This is a genomic window from Bradyrhizobium jicamae (assembly GCF_001440395.1).
Taxonomy (GTDB): domain Bacteria; phylum Pseudomonadota; class Alphaproteobacteria; order Rhizobiales; family Xanthobacteraceae; genus Bradyrhizobium; species Bradyrhizobium jicamae.
Genome location: NZ_LLXZ01000027.1, coordinates 22,024 through 45,634, shown reverse-complemented (window position 1 = coordinate 45,634; position 23,611 = coordinate 22,024). Strand labels below are relative to the sequence as shown.

The 23,611-nt window shown below is 61.6% G+C and carries 22 protein-coding genes and 1 riboswitch; of the genes, 14 read left to right on the top strand and 8 right to left on the bottom strand.

The window, feature by feature from the left end; all coding sequences use genetic code 11:
- The first annotated feature begins 364 nt into the window (after nucleotides 1-364).
- The gene (locus tag CQ12_RS04785; RefSeq protein ID WP_057834211.1) at nucleotides 365-904 is read left to right on the top strand and encodes a TRAP transporter small permease subunit; all 540 of its coding nucleotides are present in this window, start codon (nucleotides 365-367) and stop codon (nucleotides 902-904) included.
- Nucleotides 901-2,502: a TRAP transporter large permease gene (locus CQ12_RS04780; RefSeq protein ID WP_057834210.1), complete on the top strand. Its 1,602-nt coding sequence runs from the start codon at nucleotides 901-903 to the stop codon at nucleotides 2,500-2,502. Before CQ12_RS04785 ends, CQ12_RS04780 begins: the two co-directional genes overlap by 4 nt.
- Nucleotides 2,503-2,576: 74 nt before the next feature.
- On the opposite strand, the gene CQ12_RS04775 is transcribed toward CQ12_RS04780, so the two are convergent.
- The 4 genes from CQ12_RS04775 to CQ12_RS04760 all read right to left on the bottom strand — a co-directional run bounded on the left by CQ12_RS04775 (nucleotide 2,577) and on the right by CQ12_RS04760 (nucleotide 6,858).
- Nucleotides 2,577-3,665 carry a TRAP transporter substrate-binding protein gene (locus CQ12_RS04775; protein WP_057834299.1) on the bottom strand — a complete coding sequence of 363 codons (1,089 nt, stop codon included), beginning with the start codon at nucleotides 3,663-3,665 and terminating at the stop codon, nucleotides 2,577-2,579.
- Nucleotides 3,666-3,833: 168 nt separating this feature from the next.
- Nucleotides 3,834-4,922, bottom strand: coding sequence for a TRAP transporter substrate-binding protein (locus tag CQ12_RS04770; RefSeq protein WP_057834209.1), 1,089 nt, complete (start codon nucleotides 4,920-4,922; stop codon nucleotides 3,834-3,836).
- A gap of 185 nt (nucleotides 4,923-5,107) precedes the next feature.
- Nucleotides 5,108-6,244: an iron-sulfur cluster carrier protein ApbC gene (gene apbC, locus CQ12_RS04765; protein WP_057834208.1), complete on the bottom strand. Its 1,137-nt coding sequence runs from the start codon at nucleotides 6,242-6,244 to the stop codon at nucleotides 5,108-5,110.
- Between the two features lie 176 nt (nucleotides 6,245-6,420).
- Nucleotides 6,421-6,858, bottom strand: coding sequence for a VOC family protein (locus CQ12_RS04760; RefSeq protein WP_057834207.1), 438 nt, complete (start codon nucleotides 6,856-6,858; stop codon nucleotides 6,421-6,423).
- Nucleotides 6,859-7,031: 173 nt separating this feature from the next.
- Between CQ12_RS04760 and CQ12_RS04755 the strand changes: the two genes are divergently transcribed.
- From CQ12_RS04755 to CQ12_RS04740, 4 genes are all read left to right on the top strand, one after another.
- Complete coding sequence (locus CQ12_RS04755; RefSeq protein WP_057834206.1) at nucleotides 7,032-7,904, top strand: NAD(P)-dependent oxidoreductase; 873 nt, start codon at nucleotides 7,032-7,034, stop codon at nucleotides 7,902-7,904.
- 202 nt (nucleotides 7,905-8,106) lie between these two features.
- Nucleotides 8,107-9,708 carry a sensor histidine kinase gene (locus CQ12_RS04750; RefSeq protein ID WP_057834205.1) on the top strand — a complete coding sequence of 534 codons (1,602 nt, stop codon included), beginning with the start codon at nucleotides 8,107-8,109 and terminating at the stop codon, nucleotides 9,706-9,708.
- A gap of 46 nt (nucleotides 9,709-9,754) precedes the next feature.
- Nucleotides 9,755-9,958, top strand: coding sequence for a DUF1289 domain-containing protein (locus CQ12_RS04745; RefSeq protein ID WP_057834204.1), 204 nt, complete (start codon nucleotides 9,755-9,757; stop codon nucleotides 9,956-9,958).
- A gap of 28 nt (nucleotides 9,959-9,986) precedes the next feature.
- On the top strand, nucleotides 9,987-10,541 hold the full coding sequence (locus CQ12_RS04740) for a TIGR02281 family clan AA aspartic protease (RefSeq protein ID WP_057834203.1): 555 nt from the start codon (nucleotides 9,987-9,989) through the stop codon (nucleotides 10,539-10,541).
- Nucleotides 10,542-10,648: 107 nt separating this feature from the next.
- Here the strand turns inward: CQ12_RS04740 and CQ12_RS04735 are convergent, their stop codons facing one another.
- Complete coding sequence (locus CQ12_RS04735) at nucleotides 10,649-11,710, bottom strand: class I SAM-dependent methyltransferase (protein WP_057834202.1); 1,062 nt, start codon at nucleotides 11,708-11,710, stop codon at nucleotides 10,649-10,651.
- Between the two features lie 427 nt (nucleotides 11,711-12,137).
- Nucleotides 12,138-12,545, bottom strand: a complete 408-nt coding sequence (locus tag CQ12_RS47575; RefSeq protein ID WP_430642185.1) for a VOC family protein — start codon at nucleotides 12,543-12,545, stop codon at nucleotides 12,138-12,140.
- A 208-nt stretch (nucleotides 12,546-12,753) separates the two neighbouring features.
- Here CQ12_RS47575 and CQ12_RS43395 point away from each other — a divergent pair, with 208 nt between their 5' ends.
- Complete coding sequence (locus CQ12_RS43395) at nucleotides 12,754-12,948, top strand: hypothetical protein (RefSeq protein ID WP_157088004.1); 195 nt, start codon at nucleotides 12,754-12,756, stop codon at nucleotides 12,946-12,948.
- A 105-nt stretch (nucleotides 12,949-13,053) separates the two neighbouring features.
- Here CQ12_RS43395 and CQ12_RS04720 read toward each other — a convergent pair whose 3' ends face one another.
- Nucleotides 13,054-13,536: a MarR family winged helix-turn-helix transcriptional regulator gene (locus tag CQ12_RS04720; RefSeq protein WP_063799674.1), complete on the bottom strand. Its 483-nt coding sequence runs from the start codon at nucleotides 13,534-13,536 to the stop codon at nucleotides 13,054-13,056.
- A 176-nt stretch (nucleotides 13,537-13,712) separates the two neighbouring features.
- Here CQ12_RS04720 and CQ12_RS04715 point away from each other — a divergent pair, with 176 nt between their 5' ends.
- The 4 genes from CQ12_RS04715 to CQ12_RS04700 are packed head-to-tail and all read left to right on the top strand — an operon-like array spanning nucleotide 13,713 to nucleotide 18,002.
- Complete coding sequence (locus tag CQ12_RS04715) at nucleotides 13,713-14,231, top strand: flavin reductase family protein (protein WP_057834199.1); 519 nt, start codon at nucleotides 13,713-13,715, stop codon at nucleotides 14,229-14,231.
- Nucleotides 14,232-14,281: 50 nt separating this feature from the next.
- Complete coding sequence (locus CQ12_RS04710) at nucleotides 14,282-15,514, top strand: acyl-CoA dehydrogenase family protein (protein ID WP_057834198.1); 1,233 nt, start codon at nucleotides 14,282-14,284, stop codon at nucleotides 15,512-15,514.
- Between the two features lie 40 nt (nucleotides 15,515-15,554).
- Nucleotides 15,555-16,580 (top strand): amidohydrolase family protein, encoded by a 1,026-nt coding sequence (locus tag CQ12_RS04705; RefSeq protein WP_057834197.1) that lies wholly within the window; start codon nucleotides 15,555-15,557, stop codon nucleotides 16,578-16,580.
- 45 nt (nucleotides 16,581-16,625) lie between these two features.
- A complete protein-coding gene (locus tag CQ12_RS04700) occupies nucleotides 16,626-18,002 on the top strand; it encodes an MFS transporter (RefSeq protein ID WP_057834196.1) in 1,377 nt (458 codons plus the stop codon).
- Between the two features lie 102 nt (nucleotides 18,003-18,104).
- Here CQ12_RS04700 and dusA read toward each other — a convergent pair whose 3' ends face one another.
- A complete protein-coding gene (gene dusA / locus CQ12_RS04695; protein ID WP_283807350.1) occupies nucleotides 18,105-19,100 on the bottom strand; it encodes a tRNA dihydrouridine(20/20a) synthase DusA in 996 nt (331 codons plus the stop codon).
- Nucleotides 19,101-19,249: 149 nt separating this feature from the next.
- On the opposite strand from dusA, the gene CQ12_RS04690 reads away from it, so the two are divergent.
- The 3 genes from CQ12_RS04690 to metE form a co-directional block, all read left to right on the top strand.
- Nucleotides 19,250-20,347 carry an integrase gene (locus tag CQ12_RS04690; protein WP_057834195.1) on the top strand — a complete coding sequence of 366 codons (1,098 nt, stop codon included), beginning with the start codon at nucleotides 19,250-19,252 and terminating at the stop codon, nucleotides 20,345-20,347.
- Between the two features lie 533 nt (nucleotides 20,348-20,880).
- Entirely contained in the window at nucleotides 20,881-21,405 is a 525-nt protein-coding gene (locus CQ12_RS47570) for a biotin carboxylase N-terminal domain-containing protein (protein ID WP_430642182.1), read from the top strand.
- A gap of 301 nt (nucleotides 21,406-21,706) precedes the next feature.
- Nucleotides 21,707-21,931, top strand: a riboswitch (cobalamin riboswitch).
- Nucleotides 21,932-22,035: 104 nt separating this feature from the next.
- The coding region (metE, locus tag CQ12_RS04680; protein WP_245309732.1) for a 5-methyltetrahydropteroyltriglutamate--homocysteine S-methyltransferase at nucleotides 22,036-23,611 on the top strand (1,576 nt) is incomplete at its 3' end.

The following is a 23,611-nucleotide window of genomic DNA, read 5'->3' as shown; positions in this document are numbered from 1 at the left end:
TCGCCCGTAAAAACGCGGATTTATCAGGCCAACCAACCAATTGGCCGCCGCGTCAATTTGTCCATTTTCCGATTGACGCCGCCGCAGCGCGCTGAAATGGTGCGGCTGCTTTCACGCCAGCACGGCCGGAACAAGGCCGCCGCATCCCAAGGGTTGCAGTCAAGACGGCGGAAGCGCGAGACGGGGGAGGACTTATCGTTGCAATCGCATCTGCGAATGAGCTGCGGGCTCGTGCGTTTTTCGCGCGGGAACGAATCTGCGCGCCGGTGGCGCGGCGGCAGCTCCAGTCGCCCGGCGCGAGATGGCAGCGCAATATCAATGAAGACATCCGGCGCACGTCGATGACGTGTCCGAGGAGAGCGTAATGCGCCCATTGTTGGCACTGAGTAATTCAATCGATTGGCTCAATGAGAAACTAGGCGGCGTCTGCAACTGGCTCGTGCTCGCAGCCTGCGTGGTGAGCGCCGCCAATGCGATGATCCGCTATGCGTTCGGCTACTCTTCCAACGCCTGGCTCGAATTGCAGTGGTACATGTTCGCCGTCTTCGTGATGTTCGGTGCCTCCTATACCTTCAAGAAGAACGAGCATGTCCGGGTTGAAATCATCTACCTGATGCTGTCCGAACGCGGACAGCTCAAGCTCGATCTGATCGGCACGCTGTTCTTCCTGATCCCGTCCTGTCTGCTGCTCGCCTATCTGTCCTGGCCGTTCTTCATGCAGGCCTACGCCGTGGGCGAGACCTCGAGCAATGCCGGCGGCCTGCTGCGCTGGCCGATCAAGCTCGTCGTTCCCGTGGGCTTCGTTTTCCTGGCGCTGCAAGGCGTCTCCGAGGTGATCAAGCGCATAGCGGCCCTGCAGGGTTATGTCGTGATCGATGCGAAGTATGAGAGGCCGACCCAATGATCACGCTGGAGATGATGCCGCCGCTGATGTTCGGCGGCTTGATTCTGGCCATGTTGATCGGCTTCCCGGTGGCCTTCACGCTGGCCGCCCTCGGGCTGTCATTCGGCTTCCTGTCGATCCATCTCGGCTTTTTCGACCTCAACTTCCTGCAGGCAATTCCCGGCCGCATCTTCGGCGGCGTGCTGTCCAACGAATTGCTGCTCGCGATCCCCTTCTTCACCTTCATGGGCTCCGTGCTCGAGCGCTGCGGCCTCGCCGAGGACATGCTTGATTCGATGGGTCAGTTGTTTGGCCCGGTTCGCGGCGGCCTCGGCTATTCCGTCATCATCGTCGGCTTCATCCTGGGCGCGATCACCGGCACGGTGGCGGCGCAGGTCATCGCCATGGCGCTGATCTCGATGCCGGTGATGCTCCGCTACGGCTACAACGTCCGTTACATCACCGGCGTGCTCGCCGCATCCGGCACCATCACCCAGCTCGTGCCGCCCTCGCTGGTCCTGATCGTGATGGCCGACCAGCTCGGCAAATCGGTCGGCGACATGTATCTCGGCGCCTGGGGACCCTCTATCCTGCAGATCGTCCTGTTCGCCGGCTACACGTTCGTTCTGAGCATCTTCCTGCCCCACCACGTTCCGGCCGTCCCCAGGGACGCGCTTACGCTACGGGGCTGGCCGCTCTGGCGCAAATGCCTGATGGGCATCATTCCCTCGGCCGTCCTGATCTTCGTGGTGCTGGGCACCATGATGATGGGCTTGGCGACACCGACGGAAGCCGGCGCGATGGGTGCCATCGGTGCCATCGTGCTCGCCGCGATCCATCACAAGGATCTGAGCAGCAAGGGACACAAGATGCTGCTCGTCGGCGTTGCCGCTACCGGCGTCGCAGTGATCGTCGGAATGCTCGTCGGCGAAGGCAAAGCGCTCAAGCTGACCTTCGCAGTGCTCTATCTCGCCGTCGTCTGGCTCTGCCTGGAAGCCGTCCGCATTCCCGACCTGCGCGATCTGATCAAGCAGGGCTACCAGTCGACCATGCGCCTCTCCTGCATGGTGGTGTTCATCCTGATCGGTTCGACCTGCTTCTCGGTAGTGTTCCTCGGCGTCAATGGCGGCGTATGGCTGGAGCATCACCTGACCTCGATTCCCGGCGGGGTCTGGGGCTTCCTGATTTTCATCAACCTCTTCATCTTCTTCCTGGCGTTCTTCCTCGATTTCTTCGAGATCGCCTTCATCATCCTGCCGATGGTGGCGCCGATTGCGCAGAAGGTGCTGGCGCCGGTCGTCGGCCCCGATGCGGCGCTGATCTGGTTCGGCGTCATGCTCTGCGTCAACATGCAGACCTCGTTCCTGCATCCGCCGTTCGGCTTCGCGCTGTTCTATCTGCGCGGCGTTGCGCCCAAGGAAGTGAAGAGCTCCGACATCTATTGGGGCGCGCTACCCTGGATCGGCCTGCAGGCGATCATGGTGGCGATCGTGATCGCTTTCCCCGTCGTGGTGACGGCGCTGCTCGACAAGCCACTCGACGTCGATCTCAGCAAGGTCAAGATCGAGGTGCCGCAGATCGAACTGCCGCCGCTCGATTTCGGCGGGCCCAAACAGTAGCGGCCATCGCATTCGCAGAAACAAAAAACCCCGGAGCTTTCGCTCCGGGGTTTCGTTTGTTGAAACGATCGCAATCAGCCTTGCGGATTACGCGCCATGAAGCTGTCGTAGCCGAGTTCGGCGACCTGCCACCACTGGTATCCGTTGCTCGTGAACGAGTTCATCGAGTCCAGAACCTTCTTGAAGGTCGGATTGGACGCCGACGTCTCGGCATACAATTCCTTGGTCGCCTTCAGGCAGGCCTGCATGATCGGCGGAGAGAACGCGTGCAGCTTGGTGCCGCCGGCCAGCAGCTTCTTCAGCGCCGGCGGGTTGCCCTGGTCGTACTTGGCCATCATCCAGCTATTGGCGGCCTGGCCCGCCTGCTCAAGGGCGCTCTGATAGTATTTCGGCAGCGAATTCCACTTATCCAGGTTGACGATGCCGAGCAGCATCGGGCCGCCTTCCCACCAGCCGGGATAGTAGTAATGCGGCGCGACCTTGTTGAAGCCGAGCTTCTCGTCGTCATACGGCCCGACCCATTCCGCCGCATCGATCGTACCCTTTTCGAGCGCGGGATAGATGTCGCCGCCGGCAAGCTGCTGCGGCACCACGCCGAGTTTCGCCATCACGCGGCCGGCAAAGCCGCCGATGCGCATCTTCAGGCCCTTCAGATCATCGACGGTGTTGATCTCCTTGCGGAACCAGCCGCCCATCTGGCAGCCGGTGTTGCCGGCCAGAAACGAGGTGACGTTGTAGCTCTTGTAGAACTGGTTGAGCAGGTCCCTGCCGCCGCCCAGCATGTACCAGGCCTGGTTCAGCCGCTGGTTGGGACCGAACGGCACCGCCGTGCCGAAAGCGAACGTCGGGTCCTTGCCGAAATAATAGTAGGACGCCGTATGGCCCATTTCGACGGTGCCGTTCTGCACGGCATCGAGCACCTGCAGGCCGGGAACGATTTCGCCACCGGCGAAGGCCTGGATCTGGAACTTGTTGTCGGTGGCTTCGCCAACGAGCTTCGCCATCAGCTCCACCCCGCCCCAGAGGGTGTCGAGCGATTTCGGCCAGCTCGCGGTCAGGCGCCATTTCAGTTCCGGCATCGATTGCGCGATGGCGGGGGCCGCCAAGGTCGCGGCGCCGGCTGCGCCAATACCGGTCACTTTGAGAAAATCTCTTCTTTTCATTGAATCCATCCCTGCTGGTGAAACGTGTCGTGGCCTTCTTGGGGAGGCCTTGCCGAGCCAGCATGGAACAACCGGTTCCCGATTTCCATCCCGAACTATACGGAAAAACGAAAAAGCCCGGCCTTCCCCTAGGGAAGGCCGGGCCATTTTCTACGACTTAAGACGTAATCAGCCGCGGGTGCGCGAGCGGATCATGAAGCTGTCATAGGTGTACTCAGCGACCTGCCACCACAGGTACTGGTCGGAGCGGTAGGCCTGCATCGCGTCGATCGACTTCTTGAAGTCGGGGTTCTTGCCGGAGATCTCGGCCCACAGCTCGTTGGTCGCCTTCAGGCAGGCTTCCAGCACTTCATTGGTGAAGGGCCGAAGCTGCGTGCCGCCGGCAACCAACCGCTTCAGCGCGGCCGGGTTCTGCATATCGTAACGCGCATTCATCCAGCTGTTGGCGTGGGCGCACGCATTGCTCAGGATCGCCTGGTAGTTCTTCGGCAGCGAATTCCACTTTTCGAGGTTGGCGAAGGCGTGGACCATCGGACCGCCTTCCCAGAAGCCCGGGTAATAGTAGAACTTGGCGACCTTCTGGAAGCCGAGCTTTTCGTCGTCATACGGACCGACCCACTCGGCCGCGTCGATGGTGCCCTTTTCCAGCGCCGGATAGATGTCGCCGCCGGCGAGCTGCTGCGGCACCACGCCGACCTTCTGCAAGACCTGTCCGGCGATGCCGCCGATGCGCATCTTGAGGCCCGAGAGATCAGCAACGGTCTTGATCTCCTTGCGGAACCAGCCGCCCATCTGCGTGCCGGTGTTGCCGGTGGCGAAGCCGACCACGCCGAACTTCTTGAAGAACTCGTTGCCGAGTGCCTCGCCGCCGCCCTGCGACCACCAGGAATTCTGCTGGCGCGCATTGAGGCCGAACGGGACCGAGGCGTAGATCGCAAAGGTCGGGTCCTTGCCGACATAATAATACGAGACGGTATGGCACATCTCGACGGTGTTGTTGGAGGTCGCATCGAGCGCCTGCAGGCCCGGAACGATTTCGCCGGCCGCGAACACCTGGATCTGAAACTTGTTGTCGGTCATCTCGGCGACGTACTTCGCCACCTGCTCGGCACCGCCATAGATGGTATCGAGCGACTTCGGAAAGCTCGACGTCAGGCGCCATTTGATCTCAGGCGATGATTGCGCGATCGCCGGCGAGGCAACGGCTGTCGCGGCAGCACCGGCCGCTGAAACCTTCAAAAAATCACGACGCTTCATTCAAGTCTCCTTAAGACGGGACGTTTCCATATTTCCTGGAGCATGCCCTCCGGTGGGGCCGATTCTGCCTCATCCGGGGCGCTCTGGCGGGGCGGCTTTAACACGGAAGTTGGCTAGCGAAAACGCGACAAAGGCATGACTGCACTGATTAAAACCAAAGTCTTATAGAGGGTTATAAGGGAGGCTTACGCCGCCGCAATGGCGCCCTGAAGCTGGTCGCGAACCCTGGTTCCGATGGCCCGGTAGATTGCGGCATGCGGCCCGTCCGGCTCGCTCACCACCACCGGATTACCTTCGTCCGAGGTGGTACGGATCGACATGTGCAAGGGGATCTCGCCCAGGAACGGGACACCCAGCCGTTCCGCTTCATGCCGCGCGCCGCCATGGCCGAAGATGTCCGAGCGCGTGCCGCACTCCGGGCACTGGAAATAGCTCATGTTCTCGACAATGCCGAGCACCGGCACGTTGACCTTCTTGAACATCGCAAGCCCCCGGCGGGCGTCGATCAGCGAGAGGTCCTGCGGGGTCGAGATGATCACCGCCCCCTTCAGCGGCACGTTCTGCGCCAGCGTCAGTTGCGCATCGCCCGTGCCGGGCGGCATGTCGACGACGAGAATGTCGAGCGTGCCCCACGCCACATCGCGCAGCATCTGGGTGATCGCCGACATCACCATCGGCCCGCGCCAGATCATCGCGGTGTCTTCCTCGACCAGGAAACCGATCGACATGATCGACAGCCCGAAGCGCTTGATCGGAATCATCTTCCTGTTGTCGTCGAGTTGCGGCTTCTCGCTGATGCCGGTCAGCCGCGGCACCGACGGGCCGTAAATGTCAGCGTCGAGCAGGCCGACACGCAGGCCGAGGTCACGCAGGCCGAGCGCCAGATTGAGCGCGGTGGTCGATTTGCCGACACCGCCCTTGCCCGATGCCACCGCGATGACGGCGGCAACGCCGGGGATTTCCGCCTGCTTCGACATCGGCGAAGCCGCTGCGCCCTGCGGCGGGCGGTGGGCTGAAGCCGGTTGCACGCCGTGGGAATGCCGATGCGCCGCGGGCGCGGCCTGCGGCGACCCCGGCTTGCGCTCGGCGGTCAGCGCGATCATCGCTGTCGCCACACCTGGAATTGCGCGCACGGCGGCTTCGGCCTGCGCGCGCACGCTTTCCCAGGCTCTGGCCTCGGCGGCATCGACATTGATGGAGAAGAACACCTTGCCGTCGGTGACCGAAATCGCCGACAGCACGTTGGCATTGGTCAGGGGCACGCCACGGGGAGACGCCACCTGCTTAAGGGAATCGAGAACCTGTTGCTGCGTTACGCTCACTCGCGCATCTCCTGAAGCCCTTGTGGCTCCGATTCAGAACCGGGCCCTACTCGCTTGTATCGACGCGCTTTCCTGACGCGGCCCAATCCGCCCCCGGAGCAAATCCGCGAGCGGGCTGCGTTGCAAAACGCTTTGCCAGTCCGATGCGACCCAATAGAGCGGTTCAGCGCAAAAGGCTACCTCGCTCCCACGTCGTCCCGCCGCTCGGCGGGGGCCGCAGCGGTCCCTTCCTTGGCGGCCTCATAGTTCAGTTCGATCATCACGCCATTGGGGTCGTTGACGAAGATCTGCCAGAGGTCGCCGCCCGGAACCTGCCGGGAATCGTAGGCCATGCCCTTCTGTTCCAGCCGCCGCTTCATGCCGTCAAAGCCGTAGCTCGCGAACGCGACATGGTGGACGACGCCGGAGTCCGGCTTCTGCGGTTCCTCGGTCTTGGAGATATCGACAAGGTGCACCACCGCCTTGCCCTCGCTGTACATCCACGCTCCTGGAAATGCGAAGTTCGGCCGGGCACCCTTTTCCAGGCCCAGAACGTCCTCATAGAACCGGACCGTATCGGCAAGGTTGCGGGTCCGGATATTGAAATGGTCGAGCACGCCGACGCTGATCCCCATGCGATGTCACTCCCTTTTTTGTGAGGTTCTTGAGGGGCCTATCCTAGCACAAATCCGGTCCGGCCGACCAACGAAGGCGTTGCCCTCCCCTGCGCAGTCGGTATGGTGCGGCTCCTCCAAAAACACCGTCCGGCCGGCCCAACGTCGCCGGCGAAAACTCCAAGGTATCACACATGGCTAAAGTCGCTTTTCTCGGTCTCGGCGTAATGGGTTTCCCCATGGCAGGACATCTGGTGAAAAAAGGCAGCCATGAGGTGACCGTGTACAACCGGACCGGAGCCAAGGCGAAGGAGTGGGCGGACAAGTTCGGCGGGCGGGCCGCGCCGACGCCGAAGGCCGCCGCCGAAGGCCAGGACTTCGTGATGTGCTGTGTCGGCAATGACAACGACCTGCGCGCGGTCACGATCGGCACCGACGGCGCGTTTGCCGGCATGAAGAAGGGCGCCATATTCGTCGACCACACCACAGCCTCCGCCGAGGTCGCCCGCGAGCTTGATGCCGCCGCCGTCAAGGCGGGCTTCAAGTTCATCGACGCGCCGGTGTCGGGCGGTCAGGCGGGTGCGGAAAACGGCGTGCTGACGGTGATGTGCGGTGGCAAGGAAGACGCCTATGCCGCTGCCGAGCCGATCATTTCCGGCGCCTACGCCAGGATGTGCAAACTGCTCGGGCCGGCCGGCGCCGGCCAGCTCACCAAGATGGTCAACCAGATCTGCATCGCGGGCCTGGTCCAGGGCCTGTCGGAGGGGATCCATTTCGCCAAGAAGTCAGGGCTGGACGTTCCTTCCGTGATCGAGACCATCTCCAAGGGCGCGGCACAGTCCTGGCAGATGGAGAACCGCTACAAGACCATGAATGACGACAAGTTCGACTTCGGCTTTGCTGTGGAATGGATGCGCAAGGACCTCTCGATCTGCATCGCGGAGGCCCGCCGCAACGGCGCCAACCTGCCGGTGACCGCACTCGTCGACCAGTTCTACGCCGAGGTCGAGAAGATGGGCGGCAAGCGCTGGGATACGTCGAGCCTTTTGGCCCGGCTGGAGCGCTGAGTTAAAGAAACAGGTTAAGGCGACGAGCCAGACCCCCGCTTCTTGTCCTGTCGGAAGCGGGGGTTCCCTCCACTCGACTGGTTAATTTTAACTTCCCGTTAACGAGAATTTTTAGCTCTTTAAGTCATCGCTTAATGATTTCGCGGCACAGATAGACAATGCAAAAGCCCGCGCGGTTCGCGGGCAGGATTTGTGTTGTTCGATGAGTAACGCCGCAGAAAAGCCTGAGGTTGTCCAGCTTCCGGCGGAAGCGCAGGTCGCACCACCGGTGAATACGCGGCGCGTGGCAGCACAACGAGTGCGCGAGGCGCGCGATCGGTTAACGTCGACCAGCGGCACCCGTCCCGCCTTCGATACCGAACTGCTCCGGCAATACGCGCAGACCCGGGTCTCGGCTTCCTTCGTCGTCATGCTGCTGGTGGTTTCGACCGGCGTGCTGTTCGGCCTCTGGAAGTATGTCGTGCCGGCCACGGTCTGGACCGTCGGCATGCTGTGCATCCATGCCGCCATCATCCGCAACTGCAAGCGTTTCCTTCGCGAGCAGCCCACGCTCGCCGAGACGCGCAAATGGCAGACGCGGTTCGTACTGCTCGACCTGCTCTACGGCCTGTGCTGGACCGCGATCCTGCTGCATCCGGCCGGCCTCGATACCGTCTCGAACACGATGATGATGTTCCTGATGCTGCTGGTGATTGCAGTGTCGAGCATGCTGGCGGCGACACTGCCGATCGCGGCGGTGGCGGCAACCGCGCCGGTGACGGCCGCGATCGCGCTCAACTTCGTGATGGGCGGCACTTTCGACAATTACGCCCTCGCGCTGCTGGCGGTCGCCGCCGAATGCTATTTTGCCCTGCTGGCCCATCAGCTTCATTCGACGACGCTGCAGACCCTGGAAGCGCGCGCCGAAAAGGACGCGCTGATCGGTGAGCTCGAACAGGCCAAGGCGATCTCGGACGAGGCGCGGCACCGCGCCGAATCCGCCAACGTGGCCAAATCGCGCTTTCTGGCGCAGATGAGCCACGAACTGCGCACGCCGCTGAACGCGATCCTCGGTTTCTCCGAGGTGATGAAGAGCGAAATCTTCGGCGCGCACGCGGTAACGGTCTACAAGGAATATTCCGCCGACATCCATCATTCCGGCGTCCACCTGCTCAATCTCATCAACGAAATTCTCGATCTGTCGCGGATCGAGGCCGGCCGCTACGAACTCAACGAGGAAGCGGTGGCGCTCGTGCACGTCGTCGCCGACTGCCATCATCTGCTCAAGCTGCGCGCGAGCAGCCGCGGCATCACTATCCACGAGGTGTTCGAGCACGGCATGCCCCGCATCTGGGGCGACGAGCGTGCCACGCGTCAGGTCGTGCTCAATCTCATATCCAACTCGATCAAGTTCACCCCGCAAGGCGGCGATATCTGGCTCAAGGTCGGCTGGACCGCTTCCGGCGGGCAATATCTGAGCGTCAAGGATACCGGCTCGGGCATTGCCGAAGACGAGATCCCGGTCGTGCTGGCGTCATTCGGCCAGGGCTCCAACTCGATCAAGTCGGCCGAACAGGGCGCGGGCCTGGGCCTTCCGATCGCCAAGAGCCTGATCGACATGCATGGCGGCACCTTCACGCTGAAATCGAAACTCAGAATTGGCACCGAAGTCATCGTCACCTTCCCGCCGGAGCGCGTGATGAGCGCGCTGGCGCCGATGGCCGAGGAGGCCCCGCCCCTGCAGCCGGAACCCGCCGTCTCAGCGGCCGACGAAAAGCGGCGGGCGCGTCACAAACCGATCATGAGTGCCGGCACCGGACTGTAGCCACAAGCGCTTGCGCAAGGGATGTAAATCACTTCACTATCAGCGAATGAGCAAAGAAACGCCGTGTATCGCAGTCTGTATGATGGATCCCAAGACCAAACTCTGCTTCGGCTGCGGACGGACGTTGCCGGAGATCGCGCGCTGGCACCGCATGGAGACCGCGGAACGTCTGGCCGTGATGGAAGGGCTTGCGGCGCGCATGGCCGACGCAGGTCTGGCGCCGATACCACCGCGCGCCGAACGCGGCTGATCGCCGGACAAGCCAGCGGAGGCGCCAGGTGATCCGCGTCATGCTCGTTCTGGCGATGCTCGCAGCCACCGCCGGCGCCGTTGTCGCCTATGGCGATCCCGACCAGATCGCGCGCGCCGGCAACTCGGTATCGAAAATGCTGAGGCAACGCAGCCTGGAGCCCGCGCCTGCCGTCGAGATCGCGCGCGGCAGAGCCGGCGAATTCGCGCTCCACGCCAAGATCAATGGCGTCAAGGCGCCGATGGTGATCGACACCGGCGCGACCTCGGTGGTGCTGACCTGGGAGACGGCCAAGGCGATCGGCCTGCCGATCGAGATGCTCGAATATAATGTCGACGTCGAAACCGCCGGTGGCCACACCAAGGCGGCGCGGCTGACGCTCGATCGCCTTGCGGTAGGTCAGCTCGTCGAGAAATCGATCCCGGCACTGGTGGTGCCGCGCGGGCAGATGAAGACCAACCTGCTCGGCATGAGTTTTCTGGACCGGCTGGAAAGCTGGGGCGTGCAGGCCGACAAGGTGATGCTGCACGGCTATCCCGACGTCGCAGGCGGCCGTAGCAAGCGTCGCGCGGCAGCGAATTAGGGCATTTACCGACGCGATGGGCCACTAAGCACATCAGTCCGGAGTGAATGCAGGGCTCTGAGCCGCATTGCCTGCAAGCATCCGGACTGATGCGTAGCCCTAATCGGTCAGGAACGTACTTCGAAGATCATGTTGAACGGCGTCTCGCTCGCGCGGCGGAAGCGCTTGAAACCCGCTTCAGTTGCCACCTGCCGCAATCTGCTTTCGCCCGCCTGCGCACCGAGCCCCAAGCCCACCTCCTGAGAGAGTGATGCCGGCGTACAGATGAATGTCGAGGCGTGATAGTAGACGCATCCGACCGGGTTGAGATTGTCCTTGAGATTGTCATGAGCGAACGGCTCGACGATCATCCACGACCCATCCTTGGCCAACGTTTCCTTGACATGCTTGCCGGCACCCACGGGGTCGCCCATGTCATGCAGGCAATCGAAGAACGCCACCAGGTCATAATCTTTCGCCGGAAAATCCTTGGCACTGGCCTGCGCGAACGTGATGCGGTCGCCAACTCCCGCTTCCTGCGCCAGGACCTTCGCGCGTTCAATGGAAGGCTTGTGGTAATCGAATCCGAAGAACTCTGAATTGGGATAGGCCTGCGCCATCACAATCGTAGAGGCGCCGTGTCCGCATCCGACATCGGCTACCCTGGCGCCAGCTTTCAGTTTCGCCTCAACGCCTTCGAGCGTCGGAATCCAGTTCGACACCAGATTGGCGTTATAGCCCGGCCTGAAGAAGCGTTCGGTGCCGGAGAAAAGACACTTCGAATGCTCGTGCCAGCCAACGCCTTTCCCGGTTCGAAACGCTTCCGCGACCTTCGGTTCATCGAGATAGGTGGCCTGCACGACATCGAATGCACCGGCAAAGAAGGCAGGCGACCCTTCCTCGGCGAACGCCATGGCTTGCTCCGCCGAGAGTGAGAAAGCATTTTTTTCGGGGTGGTAATCGATGTACCCAGAGGCAGCCTGCCCGGACAGCCATTCGCGCACATAACGTTCATGCAGACCGGTCTTCTTGGCAAGCTCGGACGGAGTGACCACCGCACCATCCGCCATCGCCTTGTAGAGCCCGAGGCGATCGCCGAGCAGTATGCTCGCGCCGCCGAGTGAGATGCCGAGGTCGCCGACCAGCTTTCCTACGAGCGCGTTCAACTTTTCAAGGTTTGGTTCACGCATTGCAGCTTCCTCCACTCTTTGAGAACAGCCCCAGCGTTAGTTGGATAAGCCTAGGACGACCGGCGGATTGCAAGTGTGAAGGGGTTCACGTTTAAGCGAATGGCCGTGCGCCGCTCGATGTCAGCTTAGGGTCTTGCTTGTGTACAAACGCAGCGGCAAGCAAATCGCGGAGAAAAGCATTCCTCCACGCGCCCTTTCTGGGAGGGTGAAGGAGCATACTGAGCTGCGGAGCAACACATTCTCCGGCGTTCGCAAGGATTCACGTTTTCACACAGCCAGGGTCCACTTTCGGAAGTTTGGCCTCGTGACCGAGGTGTGCGGTCTGCCCTCGGAAGGGGACACCGTCAGGTGATAATGGCAGGTCCGAACCATTAAGAGAAAATGCCTTGGCAGTCGTATGGCCCAGGGTACACATCTTGCGTGCATGTTAATCCAGCTGGACTTTCGTCCACTCGGAACGCTTGAGCCCTTGCGCGACAGGGACACCAGGCTTGACCCAAACTACCTCATGGCCGCCTCCGTCGGGGTCAGTGAAGCTAAGAAGGAGGAGCGAGCCCATGTCTGTAACGGTTCCATCACTTACGCCCTCGGCGACGAGGCGCCGCCGTACTTCCCGGAACGCCTCCTCGCTTGCGGCATTGAGCGCAAAGTGGTCGAGGCGCCCGCGCTTGAACATGGGCTGGTGGCAAGGAGGTTCAATTCCAGGGACCTGAAATGGGTGCAGGACAGTGTGCGGCCCCACTTCGATGAAGGCGTGGCGCAGCCCCTCCTCCTCGAGATCAACCGTGACGCGCGCTCCGAAGATACGTTCGTAGAAACATATCAATCGGCTCATGTCGGCGGTGATAAACGTCAGGTGATGTATGTCGTTGAGCAACTGCATGCCTACCTCCGGCTTCGCCAACAATAAGCGACGACGCGTCGCCTGCTCATTATTGAAGTGCTATCCAACCAGCGGGATTTAGCTCATGCAATGGATTTGATGTTTCTCGTCCTCCTTGGCGAGGGACAAGCACATTCTCGTGAGCCATCGGAGATGGGCAATGACCATAAGAACCTTTTGCACGCTTGCCGCCGCCATCTTTGCACTGATCGCACTTTTGCAGTTGATCCGGATTGTGATGGGGTGGTCCGTCACCTTGAATGGCGTTGATGTGCCTTTCTGGGCAAGCTGGATTGCCGTCGCCGTGGCGGGCGCGTTGAGCTTCGTCGGCTTCCGCGCCGCCATGCGCAGCTAAAGGCTGGCAGAGCTCGCCCGGCACGATCTGTCGCATTCCATTGGTCGGACACGACTGTGCGATTCAACATTGCACGAGCGGATTCGTCGAACGTCCGCGGAGACGTCAGGCTTTCGTCTTTGCCGCCTTGCGCACCTTGTTTGCTTCCTCGATCTCGGGTTCGAGCGATTTCAGGCTCTCGTAGATCTCGGCCAGAACGGACTTCAGGTCTGAAATGCTCTTCGACGGAAAATCGCGAACCGCAACCTCCTCGAAGTGGATGGCAATCGGGATCAACTCCTCGACCAGTGTCCGCCCCTTCGGCGTGAGGTTGATCGCGACGGTGCGGCCGTTGTCCTTCAGCCGCGCACGCGTGACGAGGCCGCGCCGTTTCATCTCGCCGACGAGGCGCGACAACGTCGATATCTCGATCGTCGTCATCGCAGCGAGATCGCCGAGTCGCTGATCGCCGGTTTCCCACAGCGCGGCCATCACGCGATACATCGGCAGGGTCACGCCGTAGCCGGCAATACGCCTGGAAAACAGTTCGCCCATCTGCACGCCGACGCGGTTGAGCAGATAGGGAAAGGAATTCGTCAGCCTGTACAAGGTCTTGCAATCCGTGCTGTCGCAATTGTTGCGAGCCTTCAATAACTGCACACCGATCGCTTTTCAAGGCAATTGTTGCATTTGAAAGTTTCTGCTTGACCGATATTTGCAAATGCAATTATTGTTCTCGAAAGTTAAGCCGCCGGACAAGAGCGGATCGTTCAGTGGAGGAAACCATGTCGCTGGATTCGGCATCCGACGAATTGCGTGAAACGTTCAAGCGCGCGCTGCGGCGATTTCCCGCCGCCGTGTCGGTCATTACGTCATCAGACCAGAACCGTCGTCACGGCATGACCGCCACCGCGGTAACGTCGCTGTCGCTCGACCCGCCTTCCCTGATCGTCTGCGTCAACCAGCAGACGCTGCTTCACGACATCATGCTCCTGGCGCGCCGGTTCTGCGTCAACGTGCTGCGCCGCGACCAGATCTCCCTGTCATCGGCATTCAGCGGCGCGGTACCGCCCGAAGAGCGGTTCGAGCTCGGCCAGTGGATGACGTCGGCCGAGGGCGTCACCTATCTCGCCGATGCCCAGATCAACATCTTCTGCAAGAAGGCTGCAGCGGTCCCCTACGGCACCCACACGATCTTCATCGGCGAAGCCGAGACCGTGAACGTCCGCGATCCGATCGAGCCCCTGATCTACCAGGATGCGACCTACTGCTTCTCGGTACCCCACGACAGCCAGGCTGCGTGAACGCGCGGGCCCCCTCACCTTTCAGACAATCGAAGATACGGAGCAAGCCAATGGTATCAGTCGCCCAGTTGAAGGACGTGCCGGCACAGCCCGCCCCTCGCCCCGACCTTGCCGAGTTGCGCAGCCGCGTGGCGCAGATCGCGCCGCAGATCAAGGCGCGCGCCCACAATACCGAAAAGGCAGGCCGCGTTCCGGAAGAGAACATCACGGCACTGCGCCACATCGGCTATTTCGACATCGTCAAGCCCGCGATGTTCGGCGGCTACGAGCATGATTTCGACGTGCTGGTCGAACTGAACATCGAACTCGCGAAAAGCTGCGCTTCGACAGCGTGGGTCGGCGGCCTGCTCGCAGCCCATCAATGGCTGATCGCGGGATTTCCGGAAGCCGCGCAGCGCGACGTCTGGGACGCGAATCCCGATGCGGTAGCCTGCGGCTCCTATGCGCCGGCTACCAAGGCCATCGAAGTCGAGGGCGGCTATCGCCTCTCCGGCCGCTGGTCGTTCGCCAGCGGCTGCGACAACGCGCAATGGTCGTTGTGTGCGGCGCTGTTGCCGTCGAAGACGGACAGCGGCCAGTTTGCGCCGGCGTTCCTGCTGGTGCCGGCGTCCGATTACGTCATCGACGATACCTGGAACGTCGTCGGCCTCAGCGGCACCGGCAGCAAGACACTGGTGCTATCGGACGTATTCGTGCCGGCGCACCGCCTGTTGTCGTTCGCCGACACCACATCCGGCACGACACCGGGCGCCGCGCTCCATGCCGCCAATCCCGCCTTCTCGATCCCGATGCTGTCGAACATTCCCTCCTGCCTGGCTTCCGCCGCGGTCGGCGCCGCCGCCGGCGCGCTGGAGGACTATCTCGCCGCCACCGCAAGGCGGATCACCCGCGGCGCGGTCGCCGGGCACAACAACCGCATGGCGGAATTTCCAACCATCCAGCTGCGCGTCGCCGAAGCGACCGCTTCCGTCGATGCCGCGCGCGAAGTGCTGCTGCGCGACCTCAGGGATCGCGCAGCGACGATCCGCGCCGGCAACCCGGTCTCGGTCGAGGACCGCATCGTCAGCCGACGCGGCCAGGCGTTTTCGGTCGCACTCGCCATCCGCGCCAGCGAAGCGCTGAACGCCTCGACCGGCGGACTCGGCCTCGATCTTTCCAATCCGGTGCAGCGCGCCTGGCGCGATGCCAATGCCGTCGGCCGCCATATCAGCATGAACTGGGATGCCGTCGGCACCATGTACGGCCAGCTCGCGCTCGGGCTGACGCCGCAAGGTCAATACTAAGGGACAGTACTAACCAACATCAGACATCAGCGAGGACGACATGCAGGGCAAGATCGCATTGGAGGAACATTTCGCCATTCCGGACACGCTGATGGATTCAGCGGGCTTCGTCCCGGAATCCTATTGGCCTGAACTGAAGGACCGCCTGCTTGACATCCAGGACAAGCGGCTGGCGCAGATGGACCAGCACGGCATCGAGATGATGATCCTGTCCTTGAACGCGCCGGCGGTTCAGGCGATTCCCGATGTCGCCCGCGCCAACGCGATTGCGATCCGCGCCAACGACTTCCTTGCCGAGCAGGTGGCGAAGCGGCCGTCGCGGTTTCAGGCCTTTGCCGCGCTGCCGATGCAGGATCCCGATCTCGCAATCAAGGAGCTCGAGCGCTGCATCAACACGCTCGGCTTCCGCGGCGCGCTGGTCAACGGCTTCTCGCAAATTGGCGACGGCAAGCGTCCCGTCTATTACGACCTGCCGCAATACTGGCCGTTCTGGGCCAAGGTCGAAGAGACCGGCCTGCCCTTCTACCTGCACCCGCGCAATCCCTTGCCGGAAGACTGCGCGATCTATGAAGGACATCCGTGGCTGATGGGCCCGACCTGGGCGTTCGGACAGGAGACCGCGGTGCATGCGCTGCGCCTGATGGGATCGGGCCTGTTCGATGCCTATCCGAAACTGAAAATCATCCTCGGCCACATGGGCGAAGGCCTGCCCTACAGCATGTGGCGCGTCGATCATCGCAACGGCTGGGTCAAGGCGCCGCCGAAGCACAAGGCCAAGAAGAAGATCTGCGACTATTTCAACGCCAACTTCTTCCTGACCACCTCGGGCAATTTCCGCACGCAAACGCTGATCGATTCCATTCTGGAGATCGGCGCGGACCGCATCCTGTTCTCGGTCGACTGGCCGTTCGAAAATGTCGATCATGCTTCCGACTGGTTCAACAGCGCCAGCATCAGCGAGAACGACCGTTTGAAGATCGGCCGACGCAACGCCATCGACCTGTTCAAGCTCAATCTCGGCGAAACCACCGTCGCCGGGAACGGCATCCATCAAGCCGCGGAATAAGCGGTCTCACACGACACAATCACCATCTTGGGAGGGAAAACGGCCATGGCCGCACAGGCAATCGATCTTCATGAAGAGCTCGCCGAAGCAAAGGTCGGAAAATTTCACTGGCGCCTCGGCGCCATCATGGGACTGCTGACGCTGTTCGACGGCTACGACACGTTCAATCCGGCCTACGTCATTCATTACGTCGCAAAACCATGGGGCCTTCAGGCCGGCCAGGCGGGACTTTTGATCTCCAGCGGGCTGGTCGGATTCCTGATCGGGGCTGCGATCCACGGCATCATTGCCGACCGGTTCGGCCGCCGCGGCACCCTGCTAGGGGGTCTGTGGATCACCAGCATCTTCACTTTGCTCACCGCGACCTCGGCGGACTCGTTCCTGTCGTTCTGCATCCTGCGGATCCTGACCGGCATCGGGCTTGGCGTGCTGCTGCCGCTTGCGACCACCTACATCAACGAGCTGGCGCCGCGGCGCGTGGCGAACACGTTTGCGCTGTGGGGCGTAGCCCTCGGCTGGGCGCTGGGCGGGACGCTCGCCGGTGTCGCCGGTGTGTTTGCGACCCCGGTATTCGGCTGGACGTCGCTCTATTGGATCGGCTCGCTGTCGTTCCTGCTCTTGCCCTTCATGCACCTGATGCTGCCGGAATCGCCGAAGTTTCTGGCACTGCAGGGCCGCGTCGACGAAATCCGCGACATGCTGACCAAGCTCCGTCCGGAGCGCGCCAATGCCTACAAATCGGCCGAGATTGCTGTGGGAGAGTCCGAGAAGCCGGTCAATTCGGTCGCGACGCTGCTTCAGACCAAGTATCGCCGGACCACGCTCGCGATCTGGGCGTCGGCGTTCCTCAGCCTGTTCTGCATCTTCGGCCTGTCGGGATGGATTCCGACCGTGATGATGCAACGTGGCGAAACCTTTGCGGCCAGCTTCGGCTTCGGCGCGCTGATGCAGATCATGTCGTTCGTCGGCGGCCTCGTGCTCGGCCACCTCGTCGACCGGTCCGGCTATAGCCGTGGGCTGATCGCAACCTGGTGGGCGTTCGGCGGCCTCGCCGTGCTGTCGCTGGTGGCGATGAACGACCACCTCGTCAACATCACCTCGGTCGCCGCCGCCGGCTTCTTCATTATCGGCGCGCAGTTCGTGCTGAACAACTTTACCGCGGCGTCCTATGAGACCGGCGTGCGTGCCACCGCGGTCGGCATGGAACTCGGGGTTGCGCGCGTCGGCGCCATTCTCGGCCCGTTCGTCGCCGGCGCGCTCCAGCAATACTACCAGAGCCCGACGCCGATGTTCCTGTCGATCGGCATCTCCGCGATCGCCGCCGGCGCGATCATCCTGCTGGCGAAGCGGCCGGCGGCGGTCGCTTCCAACAGCCTTGAAGCGACGGCCGGCTTGCGCAAGGTGGCACAGCCCGCCTCCTGAGATGAGGCGTCGATGCGGAACGTCCGGCTCCGGGACAGTCTGACCCCGGAGCCGGGTTTTAGTTTTGACGCGTTTTCTTCACGCGAACCGAAAACGCTACGTTTACGCCGCGACCAACGCAGCCGCGCGATCCTCGACCAGCGCAACCGCATCGCGCAGCACATCGACACCGGCGCCCGGCTTGACGCCCTTCTCGGCGAGATGGCGGCGGAAGGCGCGCGCACCGGGAACGCCGTGAAATGCGCCGACGAAGTGCCGCGTCATCGCATGCAGCCTTGCGCCTTGGGACAACTGGTCTTCGATGTAGGGCAACATCGCTTCGAAGACGTCCTTCATCGTCGTGCAAGGCGCCGCCTCGCCGAACAATTCCGGATCGACATCGAGCAGGCGCCACGGCTCCTGATAGGCCGCCCGCCCCAGCATTACGCCGTCGACATGGTCCAGATGCCGCTTCGCCTCCGCAATGCTGCCGATGCCACCATTGATGATGACGGGCACATCTGGCATCGCTGCCTTGAGCCGGTAGACCCTGTCGTAATCGAGCGGCGGGATGTCGCGATTTTCCTTCGGGGACAATCCGTTGAGCCAGGCTTTTCGGGCATGCACGACCAGCGCATCCGCGCCGGCCGCGACCACACCGCGCGCCAGCACGTCGAGCGCCACTTCCGGATCCTGATCGTCGATGCCGATCCGGCATTTCACCGTGACGGGAATCCTGACCGCGCGCTTCATCGCGGCAACGCCGTCGGCGACCAGCGCCGGCTCCGCCATCAGGCAGGCGCCGAAGCGGCCGTCCTTCACCCGGTCGGAGGGACAGCCGACATTGAGATTGATTTCATCGTAGCCAAAGTCTTCGCCGATCTTCGCAGCCATGGCGAGATCATCCGGAACCGACCCGCCGAGCTGCAGCGCCAACGGATGCTCGCTGGCATCGAACCCGAGCAGCCGCCTGCGATCGCCATGAATAATGGCGCCGGTCGTCAGCATCTCGGTATAGAGCCGCGCACGCCGGCCCATCAGACGATGGAAGACACGGCAATGCCGGTCGGTCCAATCCATCATGGGTGCCACAGAAAAGCGATAGCCTTGATATTCCAAATACTTACCCTACTATTTCAATGGACTAGATCAGGAACAAGTGCACACGTGTGCACTCCAATCTAGCCAAAATTGCACACGTTTGTACCGCATTTGATCTCCCGGTGCACACGTAGCGCACACGAATTCGGGGTGGAGTGCACACGCAAATGCCGACATTTACGAAGCTGAAATCTGGCAGCTGGCGAGTTCAGGTCAGAAGGAAACGTCAATACGTTGCGAACACTTTCATCCGGCGACGCGATGCCGAAGAGTGGGCCATCGAGGCGGAGCGCTCAATCGACCGTGGCCGCCCTGCCCCACGCTCCCGGCCTCATGAGCAGCCGCGTGTCTTTTCCGACTTGATCGCGCTGCATCTCGACGATCTTGCTCAGGTTGGTAAGCCTGTACGACGATCCAAGTCCATGGTGCTCAAGGCGCTCAAGACTTCTCTCGGACGCGCAAATCTCAAAGACATAACCCGCGAAAGATTGATCGAGTTCGGACGGAAGCGAGCAGCGCAAGGAGCCGGGCCGGCAACCCTTGCGATTGATCTCTCTTTCATTAGAACCATCCTACTGCACGCTGCGTCAGTCCACGGCATCGAAGTTTCTGTAGAGAGTGTTCAGTTAGCGCGAGCTGCACTGAAGCACCTCGATCTCGTGGGAAAATCAAACGAGCGCGATCGCCGTCCCACGCAGGACGAACTGAATCGATTGATTGAATATGTTGAAGGCAATCCCCTACAGTTTATACCGCTCGGAAGAATTATCCGCTTCGCAGTCGCGACTGCAATGCGCCAGGCCGAGATTTGTCGGATAGAATGGACTGATGTCGATATGACGAAGCGAACGGTCACCGTCCGCGATCGCAAGGACCCGCGACGAAAGGACGGAAATCATCAAATAGTTCCTCTCCTCAATTCCACAGGCTACGACGCATGGCAGATCATTCTCGAGCAACGTATTGTCACGCGCGGCCTCGGGCGGGTGTTCCCCCATCACTCGAAATCCGTTGGAGCTGCATTCCATCGGTCATGCAACGCTATCGATCTCGACGATTTGTGTTTTCACGATTTACGACATGAAGGCACAAGCCGCCTCTTTGAAGCCGGTTTCTCAATACAGCAGGTCGCCATGGTGACGGGGCATAAGGATTGGCGGATGCTCCGCCGCTATACGAATCTAAAGCCCGAAGACCTGCACAAAATGCAAACTGCTTCACAACCTTCGATGGAGCAATTCATGGCAACGCTGGCTGCGAATTAGGCCGCATACTTATACTCCGCGGTGTGACACGAACACACTACCTGGACTACAGATGGGTCACGACGGTTGGGTCGTCCCGTCGTAAGAACCGATACGCGGCGGAGACCTTTTGCCGCCGCAAGGATGGCGACGACTGGGCGCTCGATATGGAGCGCAATATCGATCGTAAGGGTTCACCGAAACCACGCCGCCGCCGTGCAGGCTCGAACTTTCGGTGACGTCATCGACCTGCACATCGAAGATACGCATGAGGTCGGCTGCCTTCCCCGCCCTCCAAGGCCGCCGTGTTGGAGGCCCTGAGGGAAGCATTGGGAACAGTGCATTGCCCCGGCTTAAACGCGAGCGACTAATCGAATTTAGTCGGACGCGAGCGAAGCAAGGTGCCGAGCCGGCAACATTGGCTATCGATTTCTCCTTCATTAGAACCGTCGCTACCCTTGCTGCAGCGGTGCACGGCATTGAAGTGTCGGCTGAAGAAGTTCGCTTGGCACGCTTTGCAATGAAGCATTTGGGTCCGGGAATTGCAGGCGGCGATGGAGGCGCTAATCCTTGTTGCAGAGAACGGCGGCCCGACAACATTGGCCCGGATCGGCGTCATGCGGGCATTGAACCGTGGCCACGTCCACGAGTTTACAGTGTCAAGGAAAAGCATCACTGGGGGCGGAGGAAGCTCAAGAGAGATCAATGAAGACTCCGAGGCCGACCGCGACGCGATGTACTTCGCCATGGCCGATGAGGCCGTGCTGCTCGGGCCGGCGCGGGCGCGTGACAGCTATCTCAACATCGAACGCGTCTTCAAAGCAGCGCGCTTTGTTGATCGCGTTGGCTTGCCTGATTGCGTGCGCCATGACGGCCATTATTGTCATGCAAATGAAGCAGCAGATTTCTCCGGATTAGGTTTGGATAGACCTGAGATCGAGAGGGCCGATATGAATGTCTTTATTTACACCAAGACCAGCAAACAGGTCGGCGCTCGCGAGCACGTCAAGGTCTTCGCCACTACTGGAGGGCACGGAAACCTCGTTCGAGGAAAACGGTCCCGAAGGCGAGGCTTTTGAATATGAAGTACTCGATTGAAAGAGGCCGCCAACTGCGGCGCCCTTAATTCACGCGTCGTCAGAGCTTTCTCATGATCTCTAGCTGATCGCCCGCGTAATCCTTGATGATCTGCCGAGCTTCTTCCAACCGCTTTGATCTGGACTTCGGCACACTGGATCGCGAATGAGCGGAGAAACGGGCTGGCTCACGGAGTCAATCGACGCTCATGTGCGCCCGATTCCTCGATCGTTCAAACGATGGTTCTGTCCGGTATGCCACAACACAAGTGAACTGAGAGGTTGACGGCACCCCATCGTTGCAGATAATCGAAACCGTCGAGGTTCTCCGGGTCCCGCTTGATCCGGAGCTAAGAGGGAAGCCGGTGCGCTCCCGGTCCAGTTCGGACTGACGCAATGCCGGCGCTGCCCCCGCAACTGTAAGCGGTGAGTCCGTATCCATCAGTGTCACTGAAGCGAAAGCTTCGGGAAGGCCGGATGCAGGCGACGACCCGCGAGCCAGGAGACCTGCCCCGACAACATAATCGTCCACGGGCGGGGTGTCCCGGTGGTGCGCCAAGCAGCTGCCGCATCCGCGGCGGCCCTGCCAGCGTCCGCCATGGCCTTTGCCCCCACCATAATGGGGTTAAAGCTATGACTTCTCCTTCACTTCCAGTCGCAACACTTGGCACGCCCCGCATCGGGCCGCGCCGCGAACTCAAGCTCGCGCTCGAAGGCTTCTGGGCCGGCAAGATCAGCGAGAAAGAGCTTCTCGAAACTGCAGCCGGGCTCCGTGCTGCCAACTGGGCACGCCAGAAATCGCTCGGCGCCACCATCATTCCGTCGAACGACTTCTCGCTCTATGACCAGGTGCTGGACACCAGCGTCATGGTCGGCGCCATCCCCGACGCATACGGTTGGAAGGGCGGCCCGGTCTCTCTCGAGACCTATTTTGCAATGGCGCGTGGATCACAAGGCGACACACACGACGTCAGCTGCGGTCATGCCCATCATGGTCACGGCGCGACCGCGCAGGAGATGACCAAGTGGTTCGACACCAATTACCACTACATGGTCCCGGAATTTCACAAGGGCCAGACCTTCAAGCTTTCCTCGCACAAGGCGATCGAGGAATATGACGAGGCGAAAGCACTCGGCTATCAGACTCGCCCGGTGCTGGTCGGTCCTGTCACCTTCCTGAAGCTCGGCAAGAGCCACGATGCCGCGTTCGATCCGGTGTCACTGCTAGATGGCCTACTGCCCGTCTATGTCGAGGTTCTCCAGGAGCTGGCAAAGCGGGGCGCCGACTGGGTCCAGATCGACGAGCCCTGCCTGGTGCTCGATCTCAGCGAGACCGAGCGGAACGCGCTCCAGCGCGCCTATGCGCGCTGCGCCAAGGATGTGCCGGGCATCAAGATCATGCTCGCCACCTATTTCGGCGCGATCAGCGACAACCTCACAACCGCACTGGCGCTTCCGGTGGCTGGATTGCATGTCGATCTGGTCCGCGCGCCGCAACAACTGAGCCAGATCCAAGCCGGCGCCCGCGCCGACCTCGTGATCTCGCTCGGCGTCATCGACGGCCGCAACGTCTGGCGCTCCAACCTGTCGGCGCTGATCGAGGGCTGCAAGCCGGTCATTGCAAAGCTCGGCGCGCGCCGCGTGCAGATCGCCCCCTCCTGCTCGCTCCTGCATACGCCGATCGACCTCGAGCTCGAAACCGGTCTCGATCCGGACGTCAAAAGCTGGCTTGCCTTCTACGTGCAGAAGATCGCCGAGCTGTCGACGCTGGCGAAGGCACTCGCGGGCGAAACAGGCGTCGCGGACGCCCTCGCCGCCTCGGACAAGGCCGCGAAAGCCCGCCAGACCTCCCCGAAAATCCATGACGCTGCGGTTGCCAAGCGCATGGCGGCGATTGACGACGCCATGCGGCGGCGCACCAGCGGTTTTGCTAGCCGCGCGGAAATTCAGCGCAAGCGCTTCGGCTTACCGGCCTTCCCGACGACGACGATCGGCTCGTTCCCGCAAACCGCCGATGTCCGCAACGCCCGCGCCGCGCATGCGAACGGGAAGCTGACCGACGCACAGTACGAGCAGTTCCTCAAGGAGGAAACCGCGCGCACCGTGCGCTGGCAGGAGGAGATCGGGCTCGACGTGCTGGTCCATGGCGAGTTCGAGCGCAACGATATGGTGCAGTATTTCGGCGAGCAGCTCTCCGGTTTCGTCTTCA